This window comes from Streptomyces sp. NPDC051219, from assembly GCF_040682335.1.
GTDB lineage: Bacteria > Actinomycetota > Actinomycetes > Streptomycetales > Streptomycetaceae > Streptomyces.
Genome location: NZ_JBFBAS010000017.1, coordinates 143,080 through 161,965, shown reverse-complemented (window position 1 = coordinate 161,965; position 18,886 = coordinate 143,080). Strand labels below are relative to the sequence as shown.

The 18,886-nt window shown below is 69.2% G+C and carries 19 protein-coding genes, 5 tRNA genes and 1 pseudogene; 17 read left to right on the top strand and 8 right to left on the bottom strand.

Going from position 1 to position 18,886, the window contains the following annotated elements:
- The 4 genes and pseudogenes from AB0M62_RS20925 to AB0M62_RS20910 form a co-directional block, all read right to left on the bottom strand.
- Positions 1-82, bottom strand: a pseudogene (locus tag AB0M62_RS20925) (ATP-binding protein); the annotation flags it as partial.
- Positions 63-467 carry a DUF742 domain-containing protein gene (locus tag AB0M62_RS20920; protein WP_366075747.1) on the bottom strand — a complete coding sequence of 135 codons (405 nt, stop codon included), beginning with the start codon at positions 465-467 and terminating at the stop codon, positions 63-65. The pseudogene AB0M62_RS20925 and the gene AB0M62_RS20920, both read right to left, overlap by 20 nt.
- 133 nt (positions 468-600) lie before the next feature.
- Positions 601-1,014 (bottom strand): roadblock/LC7 domain-containing protein, encoded by a 414-nt coding sequence (locus AB0M62_RS20915; RefSeq protein ID WP_366075757.1) that lies wholly within the window; start codon positions 1,012-1,014, stop codon positions 601-603.
- A 9-nt stretch (positions 1,015-1,023) separates the two neighbouring features.
- On the bottom strand, positions 1,024-4,608 hold the full coding sequence (locus tag AB0M62_RS20910) for a nitrate- and nitrite sensing domain-containing protein (RefSeq protein ID WP_366075746.1): 3,585 nt from the start codon (positions 4,606-4,608) through the stop codon (positions 1,024-1,026).
- 570 nt (positions 4,609-5,178) lie between these two features.
- Here AB0M62_RS20910 and AB0M62_RS20905 point away from each other — a divergent pair.
- The 9 genes from AB0M62_RS20905 to AB0M62_RS20865 all read left to right on the top strand — a co-directional run bounded on the left by AB0M62_RS20905 (position 5,179) and on the right by AB0M62_RS20865 (position 9,235).
- A complete protein-coding gene (locus AB0M62_RS20905; RefSeq protein ID WP_366075745.1) occupies positions 5,179-5,355 on the top strand; it encodes a hypothetical protein in 177 nt (58 codons plus the stop codon).
- A gap of 93 nt (positions 5,356-5,448) precedes the next feature.
- Positions 5,449-6,225, top strand: a complete 777-nt coding sequence (locus AB0M62_RS20900; RefSeq protein WP_366075744.1) for a fumarylacetoacetate hydrolase family protein — start codon at positions 5,449-5,451, stop codon at positions 6,223-6,225.
- Entirely contained in the window at positions 6,218-7,696 is a 1,479-nt protein-coding gene (gene gltX / locus AB0M62_RS20895) for a glutamate--tRNA ligase (RefSeq protein ID WP_366075743.1), read from the top strand. The genes AB0M62_RS20900 and gltX overlap by 8 nt, the downstream gene beginning before the upstream one ends.
- A 217-nt stretch (positions 7,697-7,913) precedes the next feature.
- Positions 7,914-8,642, top strand: a complete 729-nt coding sequence (locus tag AB0M62_RS20890) for an HAD family hydrolase (RefSeq protein ID WP_366075742.1) — start codon at positions 7,914-7,916, stop codon at positions 8,640-8,642.
- An 87-nt stretch (positions 8,643-8,729) separates the two neighbouring features.
- Positions 8,730-8,801: transfer RNA gene (locus AB0M62_RS20885), tRNA-Gln, on the top strand.
- Between the two features lie 31 nt (positions 8,802-8,832).
- A tRNA-Glu gene (locus AB0M62_RS20880) sits at positions 8,833-8,905 on the top strand.
- A gap of 62 nt (positions 8,906-8,967) precedes the next feature.
- Positions 8,968-9,040 (top strand) — tRNA-Glu (locus AB0M62_RS20875).
- Positions 9,041-9,056: 16 nt separating this feature from the next.
- Positions 9,057-9,128: transfer RNA gene (locus AB0M62_RS20870), tRNA-Gln, on the top strand.
- 34 nt (positions 9,129-9,162) lie between these two features.
- A tRNA-Glu gene (locus AB0M62_RS20865) sits at positions 9,163-9,235 on the top strand.
- Between the two features lie 43 nt (positions 9,236-9,278).
- Here AB0M62_RS20865 and AB0M62_RS20860 read toward each other — a convergent pair.
- A complete protein-coding gene (locus AB0M62_RS20860) occupies positions 9,279-9,926 on the bottom strand; it encodes a MerR family transcriptional regulator (RefSeq protein ID WP_366075741.1) in 648 nt (215 codons plus the stop codon).
- 82 nt (positions 9,927-10,008) lie between these two features.
- Between AB0M62_RS20860 and AB0M62_RS20855 the strand changes: the two genes are divergently transcribed.
- Positions 10,009-10,491, top strand: coding sequence for a DUF4188 domain-containing protein (locus tag AB0M62_RS20855; protein ID WP_366075740.1), 483 nt, complete (start codon positions 10,009-10,011; stop codon positions 10,489-10,491).
- A gap of 108 nt (positions 10,492-10,599) precedes the next feature.
- Here the strand turns inward: AB0M62_RS20855 and ndgR are convergent, their stop codons facing one another.
- Entirely contained in the window at positions 10,600-11,316 is a 717-nt protein-coding gene (gene ndgR / locus AB0M62_RS20850; RefSeq protein WP_037837458.1) for an IclR family transcriptional regulator NdgR, read from the bottom strand.
- 182 nt (positions 11,317-11,498) lie between these two features.
- Between ndgR and leuC the strand changes: the two genes are divergently transcribed.
- The 4 genes from leuC (at position 11,499) to AB0M62_RS20830 (ending at position 14,648) form a co-directional block, all read left to right on the top strand.
- Entirely contained in the window at positions 11,499-12,932 is a 1,434-nt protein-coding gene (gene leuC, locus AB0M62_RS20845) for a 3-isopropylmalate dehydratase large subunit (protein WP_366075739.1), read from the top strand.
- Between the two features lie 3 nt (positions 12,933-12,935).
- Positions 12,936-13,529 carry a 3-isopropylmalate dehydratase small subunit gene (gene leuD, locus AB0M62_RS20840; RefSeq protein ID WP_366075737.1) on the top strand — a complete coding sequence of 198 codons (594 nt, stop codon included), beginning with the start codon at positions 12,936-12,938 and terminating at the stop codon, positions 13,527-13,529.
- A gap of 115 nt (positions 13,530-13,644) precedes the next feature.
- Complete coding sequence (locus AB0M62_RS20835) at positions 13,645-13,872, top strand: hypothetical protein (RefSeq protein WP_366075735.1); 228 nt, start codon at positions 13,645-13,647, stop codon at positions 13,870-13,872.
- 143 nt (positions 13,873-14,015) lie between these two features.
- The gene (locus AB0M62_RS20830; RefSeq protein ID WP_366075733.1) at positions 14,016-14,648 is read left to right on the top strand and encodes an HU family DNA-binding protein; all 633 of its coding nucleotides are present in this window, start codon (positions 14,016-14,018) and stop codon (positions 14,646-14,648) included.
- A 72-nt stretch (positions 14,649-14,720) separates the two neighbouring features.
- Here the strand turns inward: AB0M62_RS20830 and AB0M62_RS20825 are convergent, their stop codons facing one another.
- The gene (locus tag AB0M62_RS20825) at positions 14,721-14,924 is read right to left on the bottom strand and encodes a hypothetical protein (RefSeq protein WP_366075731.1); all 204 of its coding nucleotides are present in this window, start codon (positions 14,922-14,924) and stop codon (positions 14,721-14,723) included.
- A 29-nt stretch (positions 14,925-14,953) separates the two neighbouring features.
- Entirely contained in the window at positions 14,954-15,661 is a 708-nt protein-coding gene (gene cofC / locus AB0M62_RS20820) for a 2-phospho-L-lactate guanylyltransferase (protein ID WP_366075730.1), read from the bottom strand.
- 146 nt (positions 15,662-15,807) lie between these two features.
- Here cofC and AB0M62_RS20815 point away from each other — a divergent pair, with 146 nt between their 5' ends.
- From AB0M62_RS20815 to AB0M62_RS20805, 3 genes are read left to right on the top strand one after another with little or no spacing between them, the layout of a single operon-like run.
- On the top strand, positions 15,808-16,560 hold the full coding sequence (locus AB0M62_RS20815) for a lysophospholipid acyltransferase family protein (protein ID WP_366075729.1): 753 nt from the start codon (positions 15,808-15,810) through the stop codon (positions 16,558-16,560).
- Complete coding sequence (locus AB0M62_RS20810) at positions 16,560-17,570, top strand: NAD(P)H-dependent glycerol-3-phosphate dehydrogenase (RefSeq protein WP_366075728.1); 1,011 nt, start codon at positions 16,560-16,562, stop codon at positions 17,568-17,570. Before AB0M62_RS20815 ends, AB0M62_RS20810 begins: the two co-directional genes overlap by 1 nt.
- Before the next feature lie 34 nt (positions 17,571-17,604).
- Positions 17,605-18,759 (top strand): D-alanine--D-alanine ligase family protein, encoded by a 1,155-nt coding sequence (locus AB0M62_RS20805; RefSeq protein WP_366075727.1) that lies wholly within the window; start codon positions 17,605-17,607, stop codon positions 18,757-18,759.
- The last annotated feature ends 127 nt before the right edge of the window (positions 18,760-18,886 follow it).

Here is an 18,886-nt window from a genome sequence, read left to right as displayed (position 1 = left end):
CCACGCCGAAGCCCCCTGCCACCACGATCTTCGCGGAGGTAGTGGAGCGGGCCGCTCCGCCGCTAGAGCTTGCGAAGTCCACTGAGCACCCTTTCCAGCAGCGTTACATCCGGCGTGCCGCCGGCCTCTCCATTGCCCGGCTGGTGAATGGCCACCATCCCGGCCTCCGCCAGGTCGGCGACCAGAATGCGGGCCACACCCAACGGCATCGACAGCAGCGCGGAGATCTCCGCCACCGACTTCACTTCACGGCACAGGTGGCAGATCCGCTGGTGCTCGGGGAGCAACCCCGCGAGGTGCGCCGGGTCGGCCGTGGTACTCACCAGGGCCTCGATGGCGAGCTGGTAGCGCGGCCGGGTCCGGCCGCCGGTCATCGCGTACGGACGAACCAGCGGCTGGTCGCCTTCACCGTCGTACGACGCGTGATGCGCGCCGTACGAATCGTGAGAGGCGGGGGGCGGGGTCATGAGTCCTCCGGGCGGGACAGCAGGTGGTCAGCGTGCCGTCAGACAAGGCCGGTGGGGGGGACGTGAACGGCCGGACGGTGGTGTTCTCGGGCAAAAACCTTGTGCGTGGGGCGCGCAGGTTCTCCGTGGCGGCCTAGTGGAGCAGGCTCCCCTGGAGTTCGGCGCGCAGGTCCGGGGTGAGAACGGTGCCGGCGCGGTCGACGAGGAGGGCCATCTCGTAACCGACCAGGCCGATGTCGCACTCGGGGTGGGCGAGGACGGCCAGTGACGAACCGTCCGAAACGGACATCAGGAAGAGGAAACCGCGCTCCATCTCGACCACGGTCTGAGCCACCGCGCCGCCTTCGAAGATGCGGGAGGCGCCGGCCGTCAGCGAGGTGAGGCCGGAGGCCACCGCCGCGAGCTGATCGGCGCGGTCACGTGGAAATCCTTCGGACATCGCCAGAAGAAGTCCGTCGGCGGAGACCACCACTGTGTGGGACACCCCGGGGGTGTTGTCCACAAAGTTGGTGATCAACCAGTTCAGGTTCTGTGCCGCCTGGCTCATCGAACTCAACTAACGCTCCTGCTGGTGAGTGGGGCCGAAGTGATGACTGCCGGTCGACGGGCCGCTACCGGCCTGACGACCCTGCTGAATGCCCCGACGGAGATTGGTCAGCCGGCCGCGTACGTCATCGGGCGCACGCGAAACCTGCGGACCGGTCTGGCCGGACTGCTGCTGAGCCGTGCCCGCGACAAGGTTCGCACGCGGGACCCGACGCGGCAGACCGGAGGTGGTGACACCGCCGGCAGCGGGCTGCCTGACCCGCTCAGCCTGCCGTACGAGTTCGTCGTTCGGCGAGGTGCGCCAGGCGGCGCCACTCGCATTGTCGGCACCGCGCTCCGGCCGCCGCTGAACAGGCGCCGGCTGGTGGGCCGGAGGCTGCTGCGGCTGCTGGGATACGGCGGGTGCCTGCGGTGCGCCGGGCTGCTCGCCCTCCGTGCCGCGGAACCAGTTGGATTCGAGCGTGTCGAACAGCGGCGTACGGCCGTCCCCGGGACCGGCCGGCGGCAGCGCCTCCGGCTGGTGGGCCTGCGGCAGCCTGCCTGCGGGCTGCCGCGGAGCCGCGGGCGGGGTGTGGCCGCCGGCCGGGCGCAGGTTGTTCGGAGTGCCCTGCCGACCGCTCTGCTGACCGTTCTGGCGGCCGCCCTGTTGGCCGTTCTGCTGCCCGTACGCACCGGTCGGGTTGACCGGTCGCTGGGCCGGGAAGCCGGGTCGCTCGAACTGGGCCGTCGACGCCGGGTCCTGGAGACCGCCGGCGTCCGGACGCGGGTACTGCCCCGTCGGCGCCGGGTTCACCGGACCGCGCACATCCGGGCGCTCGAACTGGCCCGTGGCGCTGTTGCCCTGCGGCGGCGCGGCGTTGTAGTCCGGCCGGGCGAACTCGGCGGTGGCGCCGGGACCCTGCCGGTCGTCGTGGCCGCGCGGGGTGTCCGGCGTCTGGTCGTTGCCCCAGCTGGTGGTCGCCGGGCGCTGCGCCTGCTGCGGGTTCCCGCCGGGCAGTTCGGCCCTGGGGGTGCTGCGCGGCGGCAGCTGCGGCTGGCCCTTCTGCGGCTGGTCGCCGCCGGCGGCCGCCCGGCCGCCCGGCTTGGGACGCTCGAAGCCGAGCTGCTGGAAGGCACCCTGACCCTGGTTCTGACCCTGGCCCGGGTTCTGTGCCTGGCCCTGGTGGCCGGCGCCGGGACGGCCCTGTGCGGTGCCCGAGCTGCCCGCGTTGCCGCGGCCGCCCATCGGGCCACCGGCACCGAAGGCGTTCCCGCCCTGTCCCGCGCCCTGTCCCGCGCTCTGGTTCTGACGCGGCGCACCGTCCCTGCCGGGAAGTGCGGCGCGCGAACCGGAGCCCGGAACCTGGCCACGCTGAGCACCGGCGTTGCCGGCGAGACGTCCGCCCGCAGCGGGCGGCGCGGCCATACCGGCCCCCTGCGGCGGCTGTCCGCCCGGGGCCCCCGGCTTGGCCGGGGCCTTCTTGCCGCCCTGGGCGACATCGACCGGGAGCATGACGAGTGCGGTCGTTCCACCGGAGTCGGAGGGGCGCAGCTGGATCCGGATGCCGTGCCGCAGGGACAGGCGGCCGACCACGAACAGACCCATGCGGCGCGAGACCGAGACGTCAACGGTGGGCGGAGAGGCGAGCCGCTCGTTGATCGCCGCTAGGTCCTCGGGCGAGAGGCCGATACCGGTGTCGTGGATCTCGATGAGCACCCGGCCGTCGGGCAGGGCGTGACCGGTGACCTTGACCTTGGTCTGCGGCGAGGAGAACGAGGTCGCGTTCTCGAGCAGCTCGGCGAGGAGGTGCACGAGGTCGTTGACGACTCGGCCGGCCACCTCGGTCGCCGGGACCGCGGCCAGTTCGATGCGCTCGTACTGCTCCACCTCGGAGGCGGCGGCGCGGAGCACGTCGACCAGCGGGACGGGGCGGGTCCACCGGCGGCCCGGCTCCTCGCCCGCGAGGACGAGGAGGTTCTCGCCGTTACGGCGCATGCGGGTCGCGAGGTGGTCGAGCTTGAAGAGCGAGGACAGCTGGTCCGGGTCGGCCTCGCGCGACTCCAGCTCGGAGATGAGCGAGAGCTGGCGCTGGATCAGACCCTGGCTGCGGCGCGAGAGGTTGGTGAACATCGCGTTGACGTTGCCTCGCAGCAGCGCCTGTTCGGCGGCGAGGCGGACGGCCTCGCGGTGCACGTCGTCGAAGGCCGCGGCCACCTGGCCGATCTCGTCCCGGGAGTGCACACCGACGGACTCGACCGAGGTGTCGACGTCCTGCGGGTCCGACTCGGAGAGCTGCTTGACCAGCTCGGGCAGGCGTTCCTGGGCGACGCTGGTGGCGGTGTCCTGCAGGCGGCGCAGCGACCGGATCATGGAGCGGGCCACGACGAAGGCGCCGACGAGCGAGACACCGAGGACGAGCAGGATCAGCGCACCGTTGATGAAGGCTTCGCGCTCGGACTCGTTCCGCAGCTCGCGGGCCTTCTGCTCCATGTCCTCGAGCAGGGTGAGCTCGATGGTCTTCATGGCCTGGATCTTGTTGTCGTCCGCGTCGTACCAGTCCAGCCAGGACGTGTAGGACGTCTCCTTCTCGATCTGGCCGGGATTGCTCAGTACGCGCTTCGCGTACTTGTCGGCGCCCGCGATCTCGGTGTTGCCGTCGGTCAGCGGGGCCGTCAGTTCCTCGGCCTTGCCCTGGTAGGCGACTTCGAAGATCTGGCGGGCCTTGTCCTCGTTCTGGAAGTTGTCCAGACCGTAGAGCCGGTCGTTCTCGTTGAGCTTGGTGATACCGCTGCGCGGGAGAGCCGCCGCGATGACCGCGCGCTGGATCGACGCGTACTCCTTGGCGGAGGAGAACGCCGCCAGGGCACGCGTCCGCTGGATCATCTCCGGGTTGCTGGTCGCCTGGGCCATGTCCTGCGAGAGGCTGAGCAGCGAGGTGATCAGCTGGCTGTACTTGCTGATCGTCGGCTGGGAGGTGGACTTGTAGGCGTCCTTGCGGATTTCCTCGAGAGTGCTGAGCTGGCGCGCGATCTGGACCACGTTGCCGCGGATGCTTTCGAGCGTCTCGTCGTTCTCGGTGTTCTTGACCTCGGCGGTCGCGCCGCTGAACGCCTGCACGGCCTTGTCCGTCTTCTCGCGGACGCCGTCGACCGTGCCGTTCGGCGCCTCGGGAGCCGCGCTCAGGGGACCCGCGGTTTTGTCGCGCTCCTCCTGGAGCGCGGCAGCGAGCGCGGTCGCCTGCTTGGTCATGTTGGTCAGCAGCTGCATGTGCTCCAGCTGGTCGATGTCGTTCATCGACTCGTTGATACGGAGCCCGCCGAGCGAGGTCGCCGCGACCACCGGAAGTGCCAGCAGTGACACCAGCCGGGTGCTGATGCGCCAGTTCTGCAGGGCTATTCGCGAGCCCGGCCCACTGGGCGACTTCGCCCTGGCCTTCGCCTTGGGCGCGGCCGGGGGTTCACCGCCCTTGGCACCCGGGCGCGGGCCTCCGCTTCCGTCCTTGACCGTCGCCGGCCCCTGGTTCTGGGCGTGCTGGGGCGAGGAGCCACGGTCGGTCCCGCCGCGCGGCTCCTGCTCCGCCGCAGCGCTGCCATCCCTCTTGAAACGTCCCTGCACTAGCGTCGCAACCTCTGGACCAGGCGTCCCTCCGCGTAACGGCGGGACGGTGTCGAGTCGTGGGGCACTAACGGCCCCATGGTGGTCGTCGGTGACCGGCGCGTCTCCCCTTCTTACCGCCGCTCTGGCGCTGCGTTGCGCCCCTGCGCGCCGGCTGAAACCCGCGGCGGTCCGAGGAATTCCAGCACAGTGCCGGATCTCCAACAAGGTCCCAGCACCAGGCTGTGACCTGGGTGACACCATGTAATGGCTGCGCTACAAGACGTGCATAATGATTCTGCCGATATCGGACTTCTGTTAGCCAATCGCTTACGGGGGCGGGGTGTCCCAGTCGCGATGATCAGGAGCGGAATACTGCCTTCAATGGCGCAATGTCCGTTTCCTGGTGCCGAGTTGTCCGACCGTTATGCCCGTAATGCCGGTCAGCTCGTGAGCAAACTCACATACAGATCGTTGTCAGTTGGCGCCGTCGGCGGGTAACTGGGTGTTTAGCCTGACGCTTTACAGGGATGGCACATCCGACAACCGGCGTCTCCGCGACGCCCGCAACCGACAGGGTCCGTACGGCACATGAAGACGACGATGATGTTCCGCAACATAGCCAACCCCCGGCGCACGACGCTGGCGCACCTCGACGACGCCGCCGAACTGCAGACCGTGGTGGAGCAGCCGGAGCACTCCGCCGACCTCCCCGCCCAGACCGCCAACCCGCGCCGCACCATCCTGATGGACGCACCCACCGCCTGACCGGCACGCATGGCGCACGGCCTCAGCCCGCCCCCGCGTTAGCCTGGAGCGTCAGTCTCCAGTCAGCCAGCAAGTGAGGGGCGACAGCATCCCGTGCGCATCGCCAGGTTCTCCATCGACGGCAATGTCGCCTTCGGCGCGGTCGAGGGCCAATCCCCCGACGATCTCGTCCTCGACATCATCAAGGGCATCCCGTTCGGCGAATTCGAGCTCTCCGGTACGAAGGTTCCGCTGAGCAAGGTCAGGCTGCTGCCGCCCGTGCTGCCCAGCAAGGTCGTGGCCATCGGCCGCAACTACGCCGAGCACGCGGCGGAGCTCGGGAACGAGGTCCCCGACGTTCCGATCGCCTTCTTCAAGCCGTCCACCTCGGTGACCGGCCCCGGCGACCCCATCGCGTATCCGTCCTTCTCCGACGACCTCCAGCACGAGGCCGAGCTGGCCGTCGTCATCGGCCGGATGTGCCGCGAGGTCCCGCGCGAGCGCGTCAAGGACGTCATCCTCGGCTACACCTGCGCCAACGACGTCACCGCTCGCGACGTCCAGAAGCGCGAGAAGCAGTGGGCCCGTGCCAAGGGCTTCGACAGCGCCTGCCCACTGGGCCCCTGGGTGGAGACCGACCTCGACCCGAGCGACCTCGCCATCCAGTGCACGGTCAACGGTGAACAACGCCAGCTCGGCCGGACGAGCGAGATGGTCCGCTCCATCGAGGACCTGATCGTCCACATCACCGAGGCCATGACGCTGCTCCCCGGCGACGTCATCCTCACGGGCACCCCGGCAGGGGTCGGCCCCCTCAACGTCGGCGACGAGGTCGCCGTCACCATCGAAGGCATCGGCACTCTCACCAACAAGGTGATCAAGCGTGGCTAACGGACCCGTCCGCGTACGTTTCTGTCCCTCGCCGACCGGCAACCCGCACGTGGGTCTGGTCCGCACCGCCCTCTTCAACTGGGCGTTCGCCCGCCACCACGGCGGCACCCTGGTCTTCCGTATCGAGGACACCGACGCGGCGCGCGACTCCGAGGAGTCGTACAACCAGCTGCTCGACTCGCTGCGCTGGCTCGGCCTCGACTGGGACGAGGGTCCCGAGGTGGGCGGCCCGCATGCCCCGTACCGCCAGTCGCAGCGCATGGACATCTACGCGGACGTCGCGAACAAGCTCCAGGACGCCGGCCACGCGTACGAGTGCTACTGCACCGCCGTCGAGCTGGAAGCCCGCCGCGACGCGGCCCGCGCCGCCGGCAAGCCCTCCGGGTACGACGGCACGTGCCGCAATCTCAGCGCCGAGCGCATCGCGCGGTACAAGGCGGAGGGCCGCCCGGCCATCGTCCGGTTCCGGATGCCCGACGGGCCGATCACCTTCAACGACCTGGTTCGCGGCGAACTCACCTTCACCCAGGACAACGTCCCGGACTTCGGCATCGTCCGTGCCAACGGCGCCCCGCTCTACACGCTCGTCAACCCCGTCGACGACGCGCTGATGCAGATCACGCACGTGCTCCGCGGCGAGGACCTGCTGTCCTCCACCCCACGGCAGATCGCGCTCTACAAGGCGCTCGCGGAGATCGGCGTCGGCAACGGCACCACCCCGCAGTTCGGTCACCTGCCGTACGTCATGGGCGAGGGCAACAAGAAGCTCTCCAAGCGTGACCCGGAGGCGTCGCTGAACCTCTACCGGGAGCGCGGCTTCCTCCCGGAGGGCCTCCTCAACTACCTGTCGCTGCTGGGCTGGTCCCTCTCCGAGGACCGCGACATCTTCTCCATGGAGGAGATGGTCGCCACGTTCGACATCTCCGACGTCAATGCCAACCCGGCGCGCTTCGACCTCAAGAAGTGCGAGTACATCAACGCCACGCACCTGCGTGAGATGGACGTGAAGGACTTCATCGAGGCCTGCGGCCCGTGGCTGAAGGCCCCGCACGCCCCGTGGCGGCCGGAGGCCTTCGACCGGGCGGCGTTCGAGGAGATCGCCCCGCACGCGCAGACCCGTCTGACGGTCCTCTCCGACATCACGGCCAACGTGGACTTCCTCTTCCTCGACGAGCCGGTCGAGGACGAGGCGTCCTGGGCGAAGGCGATGAAGGAGGGCTCCGACGCCCTGCTGCGCACGGCCCGCGCCAAGCTGGGGGACGCGGACTGGAACGCCGAGGCCCTGAAGAACGCGGTCCTCGCGGCCGGCGAGGAGCACGGTCTGAAGCTCGGTAAGGCCCAGGCCCCGGTGCGCGTCGCGGTCACCGGCCGCACGGTCGGACTGCCGCTGTTCGAGTCGCTGGAGGTGCTGGGCCGCGAGCGCACGCTGTCGCGCATCGACGCGGCACTGGAGAAGCTCGCCGCCGCGTAACTGCTCCTCCGTACACCGCAGGGGCGGCAGCCGCACAGGCTGCCGCCCCTGCGGCGTTGTCGGTGGCCGCTGCTGGGGTGCGAACCGTTCAGCATCCATGCCGGGCCTGCGCCGAGTCCTTCCCCGACTGCCAGGGCGACTAAGGAGATCATCTTCTGTGCCCGCGGTCCCCGTGCGATTCCCCCGGGCTCGCCGCACGACGGAGTAACTTCACACCATGCCGATTCGCGCGGTCCTCTGGGACATCGACGACACCCTCTTCGACTACGCCGGCGCCGACACCACCGGTATGCAGAGCCATCTCACCGCCGAGGGCTTGGCCGACGGATACGAATCCGTGGGTGAGGCCCTCGCCGTCTGGCGGGAGCTCACCGAGCTCCACTGGGCCCGCTTCGCCGCCGGAGGCGTCAGCTTTCAGCAGCAGCGGCGTGACCGGGTCCGGGACTTTCTCGGCGGGGCGTCGCTGAGCGATGCCGAGGCCGACGAGTGGTTCGACCGGTACATCACCCACTACCGTGCCGCCTGGGCGATCTTTCCGGACGTGCTGCCCGTACTCGACATCCTCACGCCCCGTTACCGGCACGGCGTGCTGTCCAACTCCAGCACCGCCAATCAGGACCACAAGCTGCGCACCCTGGGACTGCGCGACCGCTTCGAGGTGCTGCTCTGCGCCGAGGACCTCGGCGTCAGCAAGCCGGCCGCCGGGGCCTTCCTCGCCGCCTGCCAGGCGCTGGGGCTGCCGCCGTGTGACATCGCCTACGTCGGTGACAAGATCGACATCGATGCGTGCGGGGCCCGGGACGCGGGGCTGACGGGTGTCTGGCTCGACCGTTCCCGCACCTCGCAGCCCGTCCCTCCCGGAGTGCACCGGATCACGGCCCTGGACCAGCTCCCGGCCCTGCTGCACGGCTATACCCGTTTTGGAGCGCCGTCCGCCATCGGGTAATGTTCTTCCTGCGCCGCCCGAGCAGGCCGAGAGGCCGGACCGGGAAGCGCAAACCAAACAAACCCCCTCAGGGGGGTTGCGTTTTGGTGGGCTATGGTGTAATTGGCAGCACGACTGATTCTGGTTCAGTTAGTCTAGGTTCGAGTCCTGGTAGCCCAGCGCAGAACATCGCAGGACATCTTCTGTACGAGCCCCCGTTGTGTAGCGGCCTAGCACGCTGCCCTCTCAAGGCAGTAGCGCCGGTTCGAATCCGGTCGGGGGTACAGATCCTTCCCGCGTGATCACCCAGGGTCGCACCCGTTGATCGCGATGCAGGATCGCTAGGGCCCCCGTTGTGTAGCGGCCTAGCACGCCGCCCTCTCAAGGCGGTAGCGCCGGTTCGAATCCGGTCGGGGGTACTGGTCTAAACCACCATGGGCTATGGTGTAATTGGCAGCACGAGTGATTCTGGTTCATTTAGTCTAGGTTCGAGTCCTGGTAGCCCAGCGCAGTCGAGATCGTTCGATCTGCCATCAAGCACGCCCCCGTTGTGTAGCGGCCTAGCACGCCGCCCTCTCAAGGCGGTAGCGCCGGTTCGAATCCGGTCGGGGGTACGCACCGAGAAGGCCCTCCGCATCGCGGAGGGCCTTCTCGCTTTCAACCACCGCTGCCGAACCGCCTGTTGGACTCCTCGGCCTCGGCGAGCCGGCGCAGGCTGAGCAGTACCGGCTCGTAGAGGACGGTCAGGGCCACCGCCGCCTCCACCTGCTCCTCCGGCGTCTCGTACTGCTCGACCATGTCCAGGTCGGTGACCGCGAGTTGGCCGGCCAGCTTCGCGTACGGCAGCAGTTGTTCCACGTCGCACGGGTACCCGGTCCGGGACAGCCCGGCAATCGCGGCGACCAGCATTCGGTACGCGGGGGAGAGGGCCCCCACCTCACAGCCGTATGTCCAGCCGAGGCGCCGCAGCAGGGCGTCGGCAGCCCGGCGTGCGGCGTCGTCCACGGCGTCCGGCTCGGCCGGCTGGGGCTCGGCCGGGAGCGCCCAGACAGCGGCGCCCAGCCGCATGTGGTGGTCGAGGGAATCGTCCTCGACGGCCGCCAGCACCTCCCGTGCGGTGGCCACCGGCATCCCGCCGACCTGTATCAGCGCGCGTACCAGCCGGAGTCGGCGCAGATGACTTTCGTCGTACTCGGCCTGCGTCGCGCTGACCCGTCTGCCCGGCCTGAGCAGCCGTTCACGCAGGTAGTACTTGATCGTGGCGGTGGAGATCCCGCTGCGTTCGCTGAGCTCCGCCAGTCGCATCGCTTGCGCCCTTCATTGGAGAGTGGCACTATCCAATCATGGATAGCGACACTATCCAACTGTCGATGCAAGGGGGACCGTCATGACCGGCAAGCCAATTGAGGGGCGGATGACCGCGGCGGCGGAGGGCGAGGTGACCGTTTTCCTCATCGGGATGCGGATCAACAGGTTCCGAGCTCTTCGAACCTGGTGGCCGGTGTTCACGGCGATGCCGCGGATGCTGAAAGAGCTGTCACAGGAAAAGGGTGGCGGGCTGATCGGCTTCCGGGCGCTGCTGGGCGGGCCGCGGCTGCTGTACGTCGTCCAGTACTGGGACTCGAAGGACAAGCTGCTGGCGTACGCCTCGGCGCAGGACAAGCAGCACCGCCCCGCCTGGGCCGCCTTCAATCGCCGGATGCGCAACGGAAAGGGCGATGTCGGGTTCTGGCACGAGACCTATGTCGTGCCGTCGGGCTCGTACGAGAGCGTCTACGTCAACATGCCGGAGTTCGGCCTGGGGGAGGCCACCGGCGTCACTCCGGTGGGCAGGCGCGGCGATCGCGCGGCCGACCGGCTCGCTTCGTAGCCCACGGCAGTCCACGGGAAAGCCGGAGCCCGTGCGACCTGGCCCGCCGCGCGGTCGCGTCCGCGCGGCGGCTGTCGGGGTGCGGCCCCCCGGTCCGGCGCCATCCGCTCAGCCCGAGCGGCGCAGGGCCTCCGAGAGGCGTGCGGCCGCGTCGATGACCGCCTGGGCGTGCATCCGGCCCGGGTGGCGGGTCAGGCGCTCGATCGGCCCGGAGACCGATACGGCTGCCACCACACGGTTCGAGGGCCCGCGTACGGGAGCGGAGACCGAGGCCACGCCCGGCTCGCGCTCGCCGATCGACTGCGCCCAGCCCCGGCGCCGTACACCCGACAGGGCCGTCGCCGTGAAGCGTGCCCCCTGCAGGCCCCGGTGCAGCCGCTCCGGCTCCTCCCAGGCCATCAGGATCTGGGCCGCGGAACCGGCCTTCATCGGCAGTGTGGAGCCGACCGGCACGGTGTCCCGGAGTCCGGACAGCCGTTCCGCCGCCGCCACGCAGATCCGCATGTCACCTTGCCGGCGATAGAGCTGCGCGCTCTCGCCCGTGACGTCACGCAGATGCGTGAGTACCGGCCCCGCCGTGGCCAGCAGCCGGTCCTCGCCCGCCGCGGCGGCGAGCTCGGCCAGCCGCGGGCCGAGGATGAAGCGGCCCTGCATGTCCCTCGCCACCATCCGGTGGTGTTCCAGTGCCACGGCCAGGCGATGTGCCGTGGGTCGCGCGAGCCCTGTCGCCGCGACCAGCCCGGCGAGGGTGGCCGGACCGGACTCCAGAGCGCTCAAAACCAGAGCTGCCTTGTCGAGAACGCCGACGCCGCTAGAGTTGTCCATGCAACGATATTCACGTCTCACAGTGTGAAACGCAAGTTCAATTTTTCCCGGAACCCGTCAGTCTGGAGTTGCGAGCCCGCGTACCAACGGGTTCGCGGCCGAAGTCCGGCACGTGGGGACCGGGCGAGGGCGCACCACATCTCTAGTTGCGCCGGCACAAGATGCCGGCCGGAGGGAAAGCGATGGGTAGGACACTCGCGGAGAAGGTCTGGGACGACCATGTCGTCCGGCGCGCCGAAGGCGAGCCCGACCTCCTCTTCATCGATCTGCACCTGCTGCACGAGGTCACCAGCCCCCAGGCCTTCGACGGCCTGCGGCAGAACGGCCGCCAGGTGCGGCGCCTCGACCTCACCATCGCCACCGAGGATCACAACACCCCCACCCTCGACATCGACAAGCCGATCGCGGACCCGGTCTCCCGTGCGCAGTTGGAGACGCTGCGCAAGAACTGCGCCGACTTCGGCGTACGCCTCCACCCGCTGGGCGATGTCGAGCAGGGCGTCGTCCACGTGGTGGGACCGCAGCTCGGACTGACCCAGCCCGGCACCACCGTCGTCTGCGGTGACAGTCACACGTCCACGCACGGCGCCTTCGGTGCCCTGGCCTTCGGCATCGGCACCAGCCAGGTCGAGCACGTCCTGGCTACCCAGACGCTGCCCCTGGCCCGCCCGAAGACCATGGCGATCACCGTCGAGGGCGAGCTGCCGGACGGCGTCACCGCCAAGGACCTGATCCTGGCGATCATCGCGAGGATCGGTACCGGCGGCGGCCAGGGCTACATCCTGGAGTACCGCGGCTCTGCCATCGAGAAGCTGTCGATGGAAGCCCGGATGACCATCTGCAACATGTCGATCGAGGCCGGTGCCCGCGCGGGCATGATCGCCCCCGACCGGACCACCTTCGACTACCTGCAGGGCCGCGACCACGCCCCGGAGGGTGCGGACTGGGACGCCGCCGTCGCGTACTGGCAGACGCTGCGCACCGACGACGACGCGGTCTTCGACGCCGAGGTCTTCATCAACGCCTCCGAACTGTCGCCGTTCGTCACCTGGGGTACGAACCCCGGTCAGGGCGCGCCGCTGTCGGCGAACGTCCCCGATCCGGCCTCGTACGAGGACGCTTCGGAGCGGCTGGCGGCCGAAAAGGCCCTGGAGTACATGGGGTTGACCGCCGGACAGGCGCTGCGCGACATCAACGTGGACACCGTCTTCGTAGGTTCGTGCACCAACGGCCGCATCGAGGACCTGCGTGCCGCCGCCGAGATCCTGGACGGCCGCAAGGTCGCCGACGGCGTGCGGATGTTGGTCGTCCCCGGCTCGGTACGGGTCGCCCTGCAGGCCGTCGAGGAGGGCCTGAACAAGGTCTTCACCGAGGCCGGCGCCGAATGGCGGCACGCGGGCTGCTCGATGTGCCTGGGCATGAACCCCGACCAACTGGCCCCTGGCGAGCGTTCCGCGTCCACGTCCAACCGCAACTTCGAGGGCAGGCAGGGCAAGGGCGGCCGTACCCACCTGGTCTCGCCCCAGGTCGCCGCCGCCACCGCGGTGCTGGGCCATCTGGCCTCGCCCGCCGACCTGTCCGACGCCGACGCCCGTACGCCTGCTGGAGCGCGATAACCCATGGAAGCTTTCACCACGCACACCGGGCGGGCCGTCCCGCTGCGCCGCAGCAACGTCGACACCGACCAGATCATCCCGGCCCACTGGCTGAAGAAGGTCACCCGCGACGGATTCGAGGACGGGCTTTTCGAGGCCTGGCGCAAGGACGACGCGTTCATCCTCAACCGCCCCGAGCGCAAGGGCGCCACGGTCCTGGTGGCGGGTCCGGACTTCGGCACCGGCTCATCACGCGAGCACGCGGTCTGGGCCCTGCAGAATTACGGCTTCAAGACCGTCATCTCCTCGCGCTTCGCCGACATCTTCCGCGGCAACTCGCTCAAGAACGGTCTGCTGACCGTCGTTCTGCCGCAGGAGACCGTCGAGCGGCTCTGGCAGCTGACCGAGGCGGACCCGACGGTCGAGATCACCGTGGACTTGGTGGCCCGCGAGGTCCGAGCCGACTCCGTCACCGCTGAGTTCGAGCTCGACGAGAACGCGCGCTGGCGACTGCTGGAGGGTCTGGACGACATCTCCCTCACCCTTCAGAACGAAGGGGACATCGCGGCCTACGAAGCCTCCCGGCCGGCCTTCAAACCACGCACGATTCAGGCCTGAGCAGCACTTATCCCACACCGCTTCGCCACTGCGCCCCCTGCCACCACGGCAGGGGGCGCAGTTGTCGTTGAGGGCCAGTGAGGCGACAACTCGCCCCAGATGGCACAATCTGTGTATGGAAGGCGACAGTCAACTCGAGCTCTACGAGATCGTCGCGGACCGGTTGAAAGAAGCACACGCAAGGGTGCGCACACTGCAAGTCCCGGAGGGCGTAAGGATGGCGCTGACCCGGAAGCTGCTGGTCGTCACGGCCGCGGCCAAACACGATCTCGCTGATGCGGCAAGGCGTCTTGACCGGTTGATGAAGGACCTCGACGAGGGTCGATTCCCCGAAGACGACTGATGCGAAGGAACTCCGCAACGGCCCACTTCGTTGCGGCACTAGGGTGATTAGCCCGTTTCGTGTTTGATTTGCGGTATATATCTGCCTAACGTGCGAAAAAGCTTGAACACATTCGTTCTGGCAATGTCTCCGAAGGGGAAGACGTGAACAAGGCGCAGCTCGTAGAAGCGATTGCCGACAAGGTCGGCGGCCGTCAGCAGGCCGCAGACGCTGTCGACGCGGTACTCGACGCGATCGTCCGCGCCGTGGTCGGTGGCGAGCGGGTTTCGGTCACCGGCTTCGGTTCGTTCGAGAAGGTCGACCGTCCGGCCCGCTACGCCCGCAACCCGCAGACGGGTGAGCGCGTAAGGGTCAAGAAGACCTCCGTCCCCCGATTCCGCGCGGGACAGGGTTTCAAGGACCTGGTGAGCGGCTCGAAGAAGCTGCCCAGGGGCGGCGAGGTCTCCGTCAAGAAGGCCCCCAAGGGCAGCCTTTCGGGCGGAGCTCCCACGCGTACGACCGCCAAGGCCGCGGCCAAGAAGGCCACCGCCAAGAAGGCGACGGCGAAGAAGACCACCGCGGCGAAGACCACGGCCAAGAAGACGGCTGCCAAGAAGACCACGGCGGCCGCGAAGAAGACCACGACGGCCAAGAAGGCGGCTCCGGCGAAGACGACCGCCAAGAAGGCCGCCGCCAAGAAGACCGCACCGGCCAAGAAGGCCACCGCGAAGAAGGCGCCGGCCAAGAAGGCGACCGCGCGCAAGACCACCGCCAAGAAGGCCACCGCCAGGCAGTAGCAGCTGGCCAGGGCCACTCACGCACCGGGCCGGACTCCCCTCAGGGAGCCCGGCCCGCGGTGTTTTCCGGGTTCAGAAGGTCTGCAGCGTCACCAGCGTGATCCGGCGCGACTCGCCTTCGCCGTCGACCTCGATCCGTACGCGCTGGCCGGGACGCAGCAGCCGCAGGCCGCCGGCGTCGAAGGCCGGGGCGTCGAAGGGCACCGGGGTGCCGTCGTCGAGCAGCACACTGCCGCTGCGGGTTTCGGGGTCGTACGTGTACGCGGTCGCCTGCATGCCCGCAGCCTAGGGGATGTCCGCCCCCGTCACGCCGGCCCCCCGGCCGGGTCGAAGTCCGCCATGAACCGGGCCGAGCGGGCGGTGGTGCGCGGGCCCACGCCCAGGGCCACGGCGGCCCGCAGATCTTCCAGCGTGTCCACGTCCTGCCGTACGGAATCGACGCCGTCGAGCCGGATTTCCGCCGCTCCCGAGGCCGAATGGCGCGCCCGGGACGGGCCGCCGAACGACGGCGACAATTCCACGTGCGGCGCAGCGGAAAGCAGAGTTGTTCCGATTCCCGCCGCATCCGCCAGAAATGCACGAGGAAATACCGCCGCGGCATCGAGCACCCGTAGCAATTCGGCGGGCCGCAGCGCTGGGAGATCGGCGTTCAGCACGGCGATCGCGGCGCCGGCCCGCGCCGCGCGCGCGGAACGCGCCCCGTGCGCCAGTGCCGCGTTGAGACCGGCCGCGGGGGCGTCCGGTTCTATGCGGGCGCCCAGCGCCGTCAGTTCCGCGGCCGCCAGGACGTCGTCCGTGACGACCACCACATCCCGGACCGCGGAGCAGGCCAGTGCCGCGGCGACGGTGTCCTGGGCGAAGGCGAGGGCGAGTCCCGGCCGCAGAGCGTCGTCCGCGGCCGCGGCGAGTCTGCTCTTGGCCAGGACGAGGGGCTTCAGCGGTACGACCAGGCTCCAGCCGGTGTTCGTGACGTGTCCTTCCCTCGGGCACGGTCGTGACGTCTCGGCTCTCATTGTCGCCTGCGATCGCGGTATCCCGGAGCCCAGGCCCCGGCAGCCGGGGCGTACGGTGTCCTCGACAGACCACGGACGTGGGGCGACACTTGTCCGGCCGACCGGGTGCTTCAAGACGCCACCAGGTCATAGAGGAAGGTGTCCGCGTGTCCCGCCGCAGAATCGGCTTCTGGTACCGCCTGGCGGCGGCCATCGCAAAACCGCCGCTGGTGGTTCTGTTCAAGCGGGACTGGCGGGGAATGCAACACATTCCGGCCGACGGGGGATTTATCACCGCGGTCAATCACAACTCGTACCTGGACCCGCTCTCCTACGGGCACTTCCAGTACAACAGCGGACGCGTTCCCCGGCTGCTGGCCAAGGCCGCACTCTTCGACGCCCCCTTCGTCGGCAAGATCCTTCACGGGACCGGCCAGATCCCCGTGTACCGGGAGACGACCAACGCCCTGGACGCGTTCCGCGCCGCCGTGGACGCCATCGAACGCGGTGAATGCGTCGCGTTCTATCCCGAGGGAACCCTGACGCGCGACCCCGGCATGTGGCCGATGGCGGGCAAGACAGGAGCGGCCCGTGTGGCGCTGATGACGAAGGCACCCGTCATCCCCGTCGCGCAGTGGGGCGCGAACCTGGCGATGCCGCCGTACGCCAAGGAGGACAAGCTGCGGCTCTTCCCGCGCAAGACGCTCCAGGTGCTCGCCGGCCCACCGGTAGACCTCTCCAGGTTCTACGGGCTCGACCCCACCCCGGAAGTACTGCGGGAAGCAACCGAAACCATCATGGCCGCGATCACCGACCTGCTGGTGGAGCTTCGCGGAGTACCCGCCCCCGCCGAGCCGTACGACCATCGCAAGGCCCGGGCAGAACAGCGGCGCAGGGCCGCGGAAGAGGGCGCGAAGTAATGAGCCACCCGGTCAAGGCAGCCGTCTACGGAACGGGCTCCTGGGGCACGGCCTTCGGCATGGTCCTGGCGGACGCGGGCTGCGAGGTGACCCTCTGGGGCCGTCGCCCCGAACTCACCGACGCCATCAACAACGGCCGTACCAACCCCGACTACCTGCCGGGCATAGAGCTGCCCCCGGCGATCCGGGCCACCACCGACGCGGCCGAGGCCGCCCGGGGCGCCGAGTTCACCGTCCTCGCGGTGCCCTCGCAGACGCTGCGCGCGAACCTCGCGGAGTGGGCACCGCTGCTGCCCTCCGAGACCGTGCTCGTCTCCTTGATGAAGGGCATCGAACTCGGCACCGCCAAGCGGATGAGCGAGGTCATCGAGGAGGTGGCCAAGGCGCCGGCCGACCGGGTCGCGGTCATCACCGGCCCCAACCTGGCCAAGGAGATCGCCGCGCGCCGTCCGGCGGCGGCGGTGGTCGCCTGCCGCGACGAGGCGGTGGCCACCCGGCTCCAGGCCGTGTGCCACACCCCGTACTTCCGTCCCTACACCAACACCGATGTCGTCGGCTGCGAACTCGGCGGCGCGGTCAAGAACGTGATCGGGCTGGCCGTCGGCATCGCGGACGGCATGGGCCTCGGCGACAACGCCAAGGGCTCGCTCATCACCCGAGGCCTGGCCGAAACCACCCGCCTCGGACTCGCGATGGGCGCCGACCCGCTGACCTTCTCGGGCCTGGCGGGCCTCGGAGATCTGGTCGCCACGTGTTCCTCGCCGCTCTCGCGCAACCACACCTTCGGCACCAACCTGGGCCGCGGCATGACGCTCGAGGAGACCATCGCGGTCACCGAGCAGACAGCTGAGGGCGTCAAATCATGTGAGTCGGTGGCCGATCTGGCCCGCCGCCACGGTGTCGACATGCCCATCACGGACACGGTCGTGGACATCGTCCACAACGGCAAGCCGCCGATCGTGGCGCTCAAGGAACTGATGTCACGCAGCGCCAAGCCCGAGCGCCGCTGACTTGTCCTGAACCAACCGGTAGTCTCATCGCGATATGAGCAGCGAGAACTCCCCCCAGAGCCCTGAGCAGTCGCGCAAGCCGCGCGTCGCCGTCGTGTTCGGCGGTCGTAGCTCCGAACACGCCATCTCGGTGGTCACGGCCGGTGCTGTCCTGCGATCCATCGACCGGACGAAGTACGAGGTGCTGCCCATCGGCATCACCACGGACGGCCGCTGGGCGCTGACCGCCGACGAGCCCGATCGGATGGCCATCGCCGAGCGCCGGCTGCCGAACGTCGAGCAGCTCGCCGAGTCCGCCGAGGGCGGCGTCGTGCTCTCCGTGGACCCGGCCAACCGCGAGGTCGTCTACAACGAGCCGGGCTCTGTGCCCAAGGTGCTGGGCGAGGTCGACGTCGTCTTCCCCATGCTGCACGGCCCGTACGGTGAGGACGGCACCTTGCAGGGGCTGCTGGAACTCTCCGGCGTCCCGTACGTCGGCTCGGGTGTGCTCGCCTCGGCCGTCGGCCAGGACAAGGAGTACATGAAGCGGGTCTTCCTCTCCTTCGGGCTGCCGGTCGGCCCGTACGAGGTGATCCGTCCCCGGGAGTGGCAGGCCGACCCCGCCGCGGCCCGCAAGAAGATCGTCGACTTCGCGGGCGAGCACGGCTGGCCGCTCTTCATCAAGCCCGCCCGCGGCGGGTCGTCGATGGGCATCACGAAGGTCGACGACCTGTCCGGCCTCGACGAGGCGATCGAGGAGGCGCAGCGCCACGACCCGAAGATTCTCGTCGAGTCGCTGCTGCGCGGCCGTGAGATCGAGTGCGGCGTGCTCGAGTTCGAGGACGGCCCGCGCGCCAGCGTGCCCGCCGAGATCCCGCCGGTCACGAGTCACGACTTCTACGACTTCGAGGCCAAGTACATCGACTCCGCGTCCGGCATCGTGCCGGCACCGCTCACGGACGAGCAGACGGCCGAGGTGCAGCGGCTCGCGGTCGAGGCCTTCGACGCCGCGTCCTGCGAGGGCCTGGTCCGCGCGGACTTCTTCCTGCAGGACAACGGCGAGTTCGTCATCAACGAGATCAACACCATGCCGGGCTTCACCCCGATCTCCATGTACCCGCGGATGTGGCAGGAGAGCGGCGTGAGCTACCCGGAGCTGGTGGACCGGCTGATCCAGGCGGCGCTGCGCCGGCCGACGGGTCTGCGCTAGCGGAGCCGGCCGGACGTGCCCAGGCCCTGTCCGGGCGATCTTCGAGGATCGGCCCGCAGCGTCAGATGTGGTGCATCGCAAGGCGGAGCATCGCCCTCGTACCGGACGTACTTGGGCGACTCCGAGA

Excerpts from the sequence above, each read along its gene's own strand:
- AB0M62_RS20920 (WP_366075747.1), bottom strand. The coding sequence starts at position 467 with ATGACCCCGCCCCCCGCCTCTCACGATTCGTACGGCGCGCATCACGCG.
- AB0M62_RS20915 (WP_366075757.1), bottom strand. The coding sequence starts at position 1,014 with ATGAGCCAGGCGGCACAGAACCTGAACTGGTTGATCACCAACTTTGTG.
- AB0M62_RS20905 (WP_366075745.1), top strand. The coding sequence starts at position 5,179 with ATGAAGACGACGATGATGTTCCGCAACATAGCCAACCCCCGGCGCACG.
- AB0M62_RS20890 (WP_366075742.1), top strand. The coding sequence starts at position 7,914 with ATGCCGATTCGCGCGGTCCTCTGGGACATCGACGACACCCTCTTCGAC.
- AB0M62_RS20860 (WP_366075741.1), bottom strand. The coding sequence starts at position 9,926 with ATGCGACTGGCGGAGCTCAGCGAACGCAGCGGGATCTCCACCGCCACG.
- AB0M62_RS20855 (WP_366075740.1), top strand. The coding sequence starts at position 10,009 with ATGACCGGCAAGCCAATTGAGGGGCGGATGACCGCGGCGGCGGAGGGC.
- ndgR (WP_037837458.1), bottom strand. The coding sequence starts at position 11,316 with ATGGACAACTCTAGCGGCGTCGGCGTTCTCGACAAGGCAGCTCTGGTT.
- leuC (WP_366075739.1), top strand. The coding sequence starts at position 11,499 with ATGGGTAGGACACTCGCGGAGAAGGTCTGGGACGACCATGTCGTCCGG.
- leuD (WP_366075737.1), top strand. The coding sequence starts at position 12,936 with ATGGAAGCTTTCACCACGCACACCGGGCGGGCCGTCCCGCTGCGCCGC.
- AB0M62_RS20835 (WP_366075735.1), top strand. The coding sequence starts at position 13,645 with ATGGAAGGCGACAGTCAACTCGAGCTCTACGAGATCGTCGCGGACCGG.
- AB0M62_RS20825 (WP_366075731.1), bottom strand. The coding sequence starts at position 14,924 with ATGCAGGCGACCGCGTACACGTACGACCCCGAAACCCGCAGCGGCAGT.
- cofC (WP_366075730.1), bottom strand. The coding sequence starts at position 15,661 with ATGAGAGCCGAGACGTCACGACCGTGCCCGAGGGAAGGACACGTCACG.
- AB0M62_RS20810 (WP_366075728.1), top strand. The coding sequence starts at position 16,560 with ATGAGCCACCCGGTCAAGGCAGCCGTCTACGGAACGGGCTCCTGGGGC.
- AB0M62_RS20805 (WP_366075727.1), top strand. The coding sequence starts at position 17,605 with ATGAGCAGCGAGAACTCCCCCCAGAGCCCTGAGCAGTCGCGCAAGCCG.